The sequence below is a fragment of the Cupriavidus sp. WS genome, from assembly GCF_000395345.1.
Taxonomy (GTDB): Bacteria; Pseudomonadota; Gammaproteobacteria; order Burkholderiales; family Burkholderiaceae; genus Cupriavidus; species Cupriavidus basilensis_B.
The window spans coordinates 19,711-28,287 of record NZ_AQPL01000104.1; the positions used below are offsets into that span (position 1 = coordinate 19,711).

The 8,577-nt window shown below is 69.6% G+C and carries 7 protein-coding genes; 1 reads left to right on the forward strand and 6 read right to left on the reverse strand.

What is annotated here, in order from left to right:
• Window positions 1-5: 5 nt before the first annotated feature.
• The 4 genes from K206_RS0110425 to K206_RS44645 form a co-directional block, all read right to left on the reverse strand.
• The gene (locus K206_RS0110425; RefSeq protein WP_020202355.1) at window positions 6-1,250 is read right to left on the reverse strand and encodes an NADH-quinone oxidoreductase subunit F; all 1,245 of its coding nucleotides are present in this window, start codon (window positions 1,248-1,250) and stop codon (window positions 6-8) included.
• A gap of 20 nt (window positions 1,251-1,270) precedes the next feature.
• Window positions 1,271-2,953, reverse strand: a complete 1,683-nt coding sequence (locus tag K206_RS0110430; protein WP_020202356.1) for an FAD-binding protein — start codon at window positions 2,951-2,953, stop codon at window positions 1,271-1,273.
• A gap of 17 nt (window positions 2,954-2,970) precedes the next feature.
• On the reverse strand, window positions 2,971-3,609 hold the full coding sequence (locus K206_RS0110435) for a 2Fe-2S iron-sulfur cluster-binding protein (RefSeq protein ID WP_020202357.1): 639 nt from the start codon (window positions 3,607-3,609) through the stop codon (window positions 2,971-2,973).
• Between the two features lie 217 nt (window positions 3,610-3,826).
• Window positions 3,827-3,958: a hypothetical protein gene (locus tag K206_RS44645; RefSeq protein WP_255359638.1), complete on the reverse strand. Its 132-nt coding sequence runs from the start codon at window positions 3,956-3,958 to the stop codon at window positions 3,827-3,829.
• Window positions 3,959-4,096: 138 nt separating this feature from the next.
• On the opposite strand from K206_RS44645, the gene K206_RS0110440 reads away from it, so the two are divergent.
• The gene (locus K206_RS0110440) at window positions 4,097-5,602 is read left to right on the forward strand and encodes a DASS family sodium-coupled anion symporter (protein WP_020202358.1); all 1,506 of its coding nucleotides are present in this window, start codon (window positions 4,097-4,099) and stop codon (window positions 5,600-5,602) included.
• A 27-nt stretch (window positions 5,603-5,629) separates the two neighbouring features.
• Here the strand turns inward: K206_RS0110440 and K206_RS0110445 are convergent, their stop codons facing one another.
• A complete protein-coding gene (locus K206_RS0110445; RefSeq protein WP_020202359.1) occupies window positions 5,630-6,145 on the reverse strand; it encodes a nitrate reductase associated protein in 516 nt (171 codons plus the stop codon).
• A 23-nt stretch (window positions 6,146-6,168) separates the two neighbouring features.
• Entirely contained in the window at window positions 6,169-8,487 is a 2,319-nt protein-coding gene (locus tag K206_RS0110450) for an FdhF/YdeP family oxidoreductase (RefSeq protein ID WP_020202360.1), read from the reverse strand.
• Window positions 8,488-8,577 lie beyond the last annotated feature (90 nt).

Here is an 8,577-nt window from a genome sequence, read left to right on the forward strand (position 1 = left end):
CGCGCCTATGCCGTCAGCGGCGCCTCGTATTCCTCGCGGAACTGATGCAGCGAACTCTCCACGACCGTCACGGCGCCGTCGATCAGGCCGCAGCGCCCGCTGCCCGGCAGGATGCTGCACAGGTTCTCCAGCGCCTCCAGGTCAGCATGCACGCCCCGGCCGGTATCGATCCGGTTGAGCAGCCGCATCAGCTGGAAGGTGCCGCCCTTGCATGGCGGGCACTGGCCGCACGAGCCCTGGGCGAAGAAGCTCACGTACTCGGCCACCTTGCGCACGATGCTGGTGCCTTCCGACACCACGATCATGGCGCCGGTGCCCAGCCGCGAGCGCCGCAGCCTGACCGAGTCGAAATCGAGCGCGACGTCGAGATCGCGTTTCGTCAGCAGCGTGTTCGAGGGGCCGCCGGTGAACACCGCCTTGAACTCCTTGCCCTGCAGCATGCCGCCGCCATGCTCGAACACGAGCGACTCGAGGCTCGTGCCCATCGGCAGCTCGTACAGGCCGGGGCGCAGCACGTCCCCCGAGAGCGAAAAGAGCTTGGTTCCCGCGGCATTGCCGACGCCGAGGTCCCGGTACCACTGCGCGCCGTGGCGCAGGATGCCGGGAACGTGCGCCAGCGTTTCCGCGTTGTTGACCACGGTCGGCGCGCCGCGCACGCCGTGCTCGGCCGGAAAGGGCGGCTTGCGGCGCGGGAACGGGAAGCCCCCCTCGACGCTGGCGATCACCGCGGTCTCCTCGCCCCCGATGTAGAGCCCCGAGCTGGGCACGACCTCCAGGGACACGGGCCCGCCCACCAGCCGCTCCAGTTCCGCGAAGCGGGGATGCCGCAGCCATTGCCCGACCGCCGCGCGCGTCGCCGCGAGGGATGCCGGCTGGTGCGGGTTGACGTACAGCACGACATGGTTGGCGCGGCACGCCGCGGCGGCGATGAGCGCGCCCTCGATGACCTGATGCGGCGTGTGCTCCAGAAGGAAGCGGTCCTTGAACGTGCCCGGCTCGTCTTCGTTGCCGTTGCAGATGATGTACTTGTCGCCGTCCGGCGCGGCTGCGACCGGCGCCCACTTGCGATGCGTCGCGAAGCCGGCGCCGCCCATGCCGCGCAGGTCGGCCTGCCCGATCTCGCCGATGATGGCCGCCGGCTCGCGCAGCGCCCGCGCGAGCCCCTCCGCGCCGCCGACCGCGAGCCATGCGTCCAGGTCGGCGCCGACCCGGTTGTCCTCCTTCAGGAGAACCTGGTTCGGTTGTGTCATCGCGCTCCCCCCCGCCCCGCTCACCGGACCCCGCGGACCACGCGGCCCCGCGCGCCGGAATGCAGCCCCGCATCGACGCGCAGGTCGAAATTCGCGTAGCCCGGAAACAGCATCGGCGCCTTGACGTGAAGCGGCAGCCCGGCGAGCGTCAGTTCGCGCTGCCAGGCATGCACGTGGCCGATGCCCGCGCGGCTGGCCATCGCGCCGTGCCACGAACCGGCCGCGCTGGCGCCCGCGCGCCGCCCCATGCTCAGGATGTCGAGCAGCGCGTTGCCCATCAGCCGGTTGCGCCCGTGGATGCCGCCCGCCACCTCGCCGACGCAGTACAGGCCGCCCACGTTCGTGGCGCCGTCCTTGCCGACCGCCACGCCGCCGTTCTGGTAATGGAGCGTCGGATAAACCAGGAAGGGCTCCCTGGCCGCGTCCTGGCCGCACCGGCGCGCGAGGTGGCTCAGCGTGACGAGGCGCTCGGCCAGGATGCCGGGATGCGCCATTTCCAGCGTCGGCGTGTCGAGGAAGACGCCCACCTGCTGGCCGCGCACGATACCGCGCCCCTGCGCGCACTCGCGCAGGATCGACGAGGCCACGACGTCGCGCGGCTTGAGCTCGTCGACGAAGCGCTCGCCCTCGCCGTTGATCAGCTTCGCCCCGGCGGAACGCGCCGCCTCCGAGATGAGCCCGCCGGCGAGATGCTCGGGGTAGGCGATGCCGGTGGGATGGTACTGGAACGAATCGAGTTCGCGCAGCCGCGCGCCCATGCGGTAGGCCAGCACCAGGCCATCGGCCGTGGCGCCGTAGTGGTTCGACGTCGGGAACGCATTCAGGTGCAGGCGTCCCGCGCCGCCGGTGGCGACGATCACGGCGCGCGCGCGCACCAGCACGAAGGTGCGCCATTCGAGGTTGTAGATCACCGCGCCGGCGCAGTTGCCGCGCTCGTCGGACAGCAGCTCGACCGCCGGGCACCGGTTCCACACCTCGATGCCGGGGTCCAGGTCCACCGCCTCGCGCAGCACCCGCATCAGTTCGAGCCCGGTGTAGTCGCGGTAGGAGAGAATGCGCGCGGCCGACGCCCCGCCCGGCTTCTTGCGCAGCAGGTTGCCGATGGGCCGGTCGTCCTCCTGGTCGAACGTCATGCCGAGCCGGATCAGCCAGCGGATGACGTCGGGGCCGTCCATCACCATCTGCGCGACGAGTTCGGGGTCGCCGCGGAAGTGGCCGGCGCGCAGCGTGTCCTCGAAATGCAGCTGGGGGCTGTCGTCCTCGCCGACGGCCGCCTGGATGCCGCCTTCGGCCATCACGGTATTGCTGTCGCCGAGGCGCAGCTTGGTGGCGAGGATGACGCGCGCGCCCTCCTTCGCCGCCGTGAGCGCCGCCGCGCATCCGCCGCCGCCGCCGCCGATCACCAGCACGTCGGTGGTCACGAGCTGGGCCCCCGCGATGTCCACGTCGTCGATCAGCGCGTTGGCCTGCAGCTGGCGCGCCAGATCCGGCTGGCATGGCTCTCCCCGGTTCACGCCGATGGCGAGCGGCACGCGCGCGTCCGGGCCGTGGTCGGGATGAAAGCCTTTCAGGAGGGCGTCGGTGGGGTCGTTGCCGGGATCGTCATCGGGCGCCGCATTGGAGCCGCCGGCACCGCGCACCGCCGGCGTCATGCCGGGCCGGTAGCGCTGGCGGGCCTCGTCGTAGGGAATGCCTGCAAGCATGGTATTTGTTGGTCCGGTCAGCGTGGCGGGCGCGCGCCCGGCGCGTCGAAATCGATCCGCATCTCGCCGCTTTCGATCTGCTGCAGCCGGTGCATCAGGTTCGCCGGGCGCAGCCACAGCGCCGCGGTCATGCGCCGCACGAACAGGCCGAGGTGGTTGGGCCGGATCAGCTCGGGACAGGCCAGCGTGCAGAGATTGCACATGACGCATTCGTCGAAGACGCGGCCGGACTCCGCCAGCTTGCCCTCGACGGCGAGGTTCACCCCGCGCTGCACGTCGAGCCCCTTCGGGCACGCGCGGTCGCAGCCGCCGCAGTGGCGGCAATGCGCGGCTTCGGGGAAGGTCTCGCCGATCGATTGCAGCAGATGCCAGCTGTCGCCCGCTTCTTCGGGGCGGTAGACGTGGCGCACCGGCGCGGTGAAATACTCGAGCGAGGCCACCTGCATGCCTTCCTCGATCAGGGTCTCGCAGGCAAGCGCGGTGTTGACCTCGCGCTCGCCGCCGCGCCGCACCAGCACGCGGCAGGAGCCGCACACGCCCTGGCCCATGCAGCCGACGCCCTCCACGAGCGTCTGCCCCGCGTGCAGGAACGCCTGCAGGATGGAGCAGTTCGGCGGGGCATCGATCTGGTGGCCTTCGATGGTCAGACGTACCATCCTTCGCACCTTGTCATTTTGTCTGGCGGCGCCGGCGCCACGCTGGCGCACTTGCCTAAAAGATCATATAAACCATAGCACATGGCGGTTATGGCAAAGAGGCAAGCAAGAGGGGAATCGCGATGGCGCCATTCCGGGGGGCCGTTGCCACACGCGCGGCACTGATTTTCATCGTCCTCACCCGCGCCGCGGAGCGCTCTGTCCGGCACATATGGCATCATTCCATCATTTTCGTCGGCCTGATCGTCCACATGATGCCGAAAGCTACCCAGGAAAAACGCACCAGACCGGTGCCATTGCCGCGGGCATCGCGGCGCGATTTCTTATTCTTTCCGTCGAAAAGATTCACTTCCGCTTGCGAAGTCCATCGATCAGGATTGCCTGAGCCTCGAACGCGCGCCATGCCGCCGGCAAGCACGGTTCGCGTCGACCGGCACGGGGACTTCGGCTGTCTTCATTCACTGTGTATCCCTCGAGGAGTTCGAAGATGCTCGCCAGGATAGTCGCGCTGTATCGCTACTTCATGTCCGTGGTGCCCTTCCGGCTGACGCCGGCCATCATCACCACGGTCGTGCTCATCACGCTGCTGCTCATCCCCACGCCGGCCGGCCTGAACGACAACGCGTGGGACCTGGTGGCCATCTTCCTGACCACCATCGTCGCCATCATTCTCAAGGTGATGCCGATCGGCGTGATGGCGATGATGGCCATCGTGATCGTGTCGCTGGCGCAAGTGACCTCGAACTCGTCCAAGGGCGCCATCGCCGATGCCCTGAGCAGCTTCTCCAATCCGCTGATCTGGCTGATCGTCGTGGCCGTGCTGATCTCGCGCGGGCTGAAGAAGACCGGGCTCGGCAACCGCATCGGCCTGATGTTCATCGCGCTGCTGGGCAAGCGCACCATCGGCATCGGCTACGGGCTGGCGATCTGCGAGCTGGTGCTGGCGCCGTTCACGCCCAGCAACACCGCGCGCGGCGGCGGCATCGTGCACCCGATCATGCGCTCCATCGCCGGCGCCTTCGACTCCGATCCGGCCAAGGGAACCCAGGGCAAGGTCGGCACCTATCTCGCGCTGGTCAACTACCACGCCAACCCGATCACCTCGGCCATGTTCGTGACGGCGACCGCGCCCAACCCGCTGGTGGTCGACTACGTGGCCAGGGCCACCGGCCAGGCGCTGCACCTGACCTGGACCACCTGGGCGCTGTGCATGCTGGTGCCCGGCCTGCTGTGCCTGCTGCTGATGCCGCTCATCATCTTCGTGCTCAACCCGCCCGAGCTGAAGGCGACCCCCAACGCCATCGACTACGCCAAGGGCGAGCTCGCGCGCATGGGCCCGCTCAGCGGCAAGGAGCGGGTCATGATGGGCGTCTTCGCCGTGATGCTGTTCCTGTGGGCCAACGTGCCGGCGATGATCTTCGGCCCGGCCTTCACCCTCGACCCGACCGTGGTCGCCTTCCTCGGCCTGTTCACGCTGATCATCACCGGCACGATCGACTGGGACGACGTGCTCTCGGAAAAGAGCGCCTGGGACACCCTGATCTGGTTCGGCGCGCTGGTCATGCTCGCGGAGCAGCTCAACAAGCTCGGCGTGATCGCGTGGTTCTCGGCGGACATGCGCGACGCCATCGCCGCCAGCGGCATGGGCTGGCTCGCGGTGGCCTCGGTGCTGGTGCTGGTGTTCGTGTTTTCCCACTACCTGTTCGCCAGCACCACCGCGCACGTCAGCGCGATGATGCTGGCCTTCCTCACCGTGGGCGCGCACCTGATCCCGCCGCCCTACGTGCCGCCCTTCATGCTGATGATGACGGCCGGCTCGGCGATCATGATGACGCTGACCCACTACGCCACCGGCACCTCGCCGATCATCTTCGGCAGCGGCTACGTGACGATGGGACAGTGGTGGCGGGCCGGCGCGGTGATGTGCGTGTTCGAGCTGATCGTCTTCGCCGTGATCGGCGGCGTCTGGTGGAAGATCCTCGGATTCTGGTGATCCGGCCAGCGGCCGGCCGGCGGCCGCCTACAGCAGCCGCAGTTCGGCCAGCGCCAGCGCGAAGGCGTCGTTGGGGCGCGGCTTGCGCGACATCTTGACCAGCGTGTAGCGCGCCAGCGGCGGCAGCCGCCGCCACGCCTCGGCCGGGGCCGGCGCGAGGCCGGCCCATGCGTACTGCGCCAGCACGGCGGCGGGCAGCGCGTCGAGCGCGCGCCACGACGCATCGGGCGCGGCGTCGAGCACGGCCGGCGCGCGGCCGATGTGCTGCCGCATGGCGGCGTCGAGCAATGCCCCGAAGCCGCCACCGTCATCGTCACCGTCATCTCCACCACCATCCTCGTCCCGCGCGCTGTCCAGGCTCGCCGCCACCAGCTGCCGGCGCGCGGGCAGCGGCAGCGCCTGCCACTCCGACAGCGCGATGGTCACGCCCGCGCGATCGAGCGCGAAGCGCACGCTCATGGGAATGTAGCGCCAGGACTGCATGGCTTCGGCATCGGCCGGAAAGCCGAAGCAGGTGACGCCGGGTTGCGGTGCCGTGGGCATGGTGGTGGTCTCCTGGAGGCGCGTCAGCCGGCCGCGCGCGGCGCGGCGGTACGGTGCAGCAGCACCGGGATGGATTTCGAGGTCGGCGTGTTGCAGAGGTCGGCCACGCTGTCCAGCGGCACCAGCGGGTTGGTCTCGGGATAATACGCGCCGATGCAGCCGCGCGGGATATCGTACTCGACCAGCAGGAAACCGTCGGCGCGGCGCGCGATGCCGTCGTCCCAGACCGTGGTCATGTCCACCCAGTCGCCGGCCGCGAAGCCGAGCAGCGCCAGGTCGTCGCGGTTGATGAAGACCACGCGGCGCTGGCCGAACACGCCGCGGTAGCGGTCGTCCAGCGCGTAGACGGTGGTGTTGTACTGGTCGTGCGAGCGCGTGGTCATCAGCGTCATCAGGCGCTCGCCGTGCTGCGCGCGCGCCCGCGCGATGGGGGTGTCGGCGCTGAGCGGGTTGACCAGGAACACCGCCTTGCCCGAGGGCGTGTGCCATTCGCGCTCGCGCGCGGCCACGCGCAGGTGGAAGCCGCCCGGGTGGGCGATGCGCGCGTTGTAGTCCTCGAAGCCGTCCACCACCGCCGCGATCTTGTCGCGGATGCGCGCGTAGTCCTCGGCGTACCACAGCCACGGCACCAGCGCGTCGCCGAGCGTGGCGCGCGCCATGCGCGCGACGATGGCGGTCTCGGACATCAGGTTGGGCGAGGCCGGGCGGTTCATGCCGTAGGAGATGTGCACCATCGCCACCGAGTCCTCCACGGTAACGCCCTGCGCCACGCCGTTCTGCATGTCGATCTCCGTGCGGCCCAGCGTGGGCAGGATCAGCGCGGCCTTGCCGTGCACCAGGTGGCTGCGGTTGAGCTTGGTGGCGATGTGCACGGTGAGGTCGCACGAGCGCAGCGCGTCCCAGGTGCGCGGCGTGTCCGGCGTGGCCGCGGCGAAGTTGCCGCCCAGCCCGACGAACACCTTGACCTTGCCGGCGAGCATGGCCGCGATGGTCTCCACCACGTCGTAGCCGTGATGGCGCGGCGGCGAGAACGCGAACACCTCGCCGAGCTTGTCGAGGAACGCCGCGGCCGGCTTTTCCTCGATGCCCACGGTGCGGTTGCCCTGCACGTTGGAGTGGCCGCGCACCGGGCACAGGCCCGCGCCTTCGCGGCCGATGTTCCCACGCAGCATCATCAGGTTGGTGAGCATCTGGATGGTCTGCACCGAATGCTTGTGCTGGGTCAGGCCCATGCCCCAGGTGCAGATCACGCGCTGGCCGCGCGCGTAGATCAGCGCCAGGCCCTCGATGTCCTCGCGCGGCACGCCGGATTCGCGCTCGATCACGCCCCACGGCTCGGCGCGCAGGTCGGCCGCGAACGCCTCGAAGCCGGTGGTGTGGGCGGCGATGAAGCCGGTGTCGAGCACGCGCGGCCGGCCGGCGGCCACGGCCTCGTCGTCGAGCTCCACCACGCGCTTGGCCACGCCCTTGATGAGCGCGTAGTCGCCGCCGATGCGCGGCTGCACGAACACCGAGCAGATCTGCGTGCTCGACATGGTCAGCATTTCCATCGGGTGCTGCGGGCTGGTGAAGCGCTCCAGGCCGCGCTCGCGCAGCGGGTTGATCGAAACCAGGGTAGCGCCGCGCCTGGCGCATTCGCGCAGCTCGCCGAGCATGCGCGGATGGTTCGTCGCCGGGTTCTGGCCGAAGATCAGGATGGTGTCGGCATGCTCGAAATCGTCCAGCGTGACGGTGCCCTTGCCCACGCCCACGGTCAGCGGCATGCCGCGGCTGGTGGCCTCGTGGCACATGTTGGAGCAGTCGGGGAAATTGTTGGTGCCGTAGACGCGCGCGAACAGCTGGTACAGGAAGGCGGCTTCGTTGCTGGCCCGCCCGGAGGTGTAGAACGCGGCCCGGTCGGCGTCGGGCAGCGCGCGCAGGTGGCTGCCGATCAGCGCGAAGGCCTCGTCCCAGGCGATCGCCCGGTAGGTGTCGCTCGACGGGTCGTAGACCACCGGATCGGTCAGGCGGCCGTGCTGCTCCAGCTCGTAGTCGGTCTGCTTCATCAGCACCTCGACCGTGTGGCGCGCCAGGAACGCCGGCGTCACGCGCTTGGAGGTGGCCTCGGCGGCCACCGCCTTGACGCCGTTCTCGCAGAACTCGAAGGTCGAGGCGTGCTCGCGGTCGGGCCACGCGCAACCCGGGCAGTCGAAGCCGTCCGGCTGGTTCTGGCGGAACAGCGTGCGATAGTTGCCGCCGGCCACCCGCTCCTTGAGCAGGTTGATCGCCACGTACTTGAGCGCGCCCCAGCCGGCGGCGGGGTGCGTATAGGGTTCGATGCGTGCTTTCGGCTTGCTGCTCATGGCGAGGCTCCGGGTTTCCGTACAGCGCGGTTGCGTCAGTGGCGGCAGGTTAGTGCGCGCGGCGGCGGGCGGCTTTCGCGGCGGCCCGCC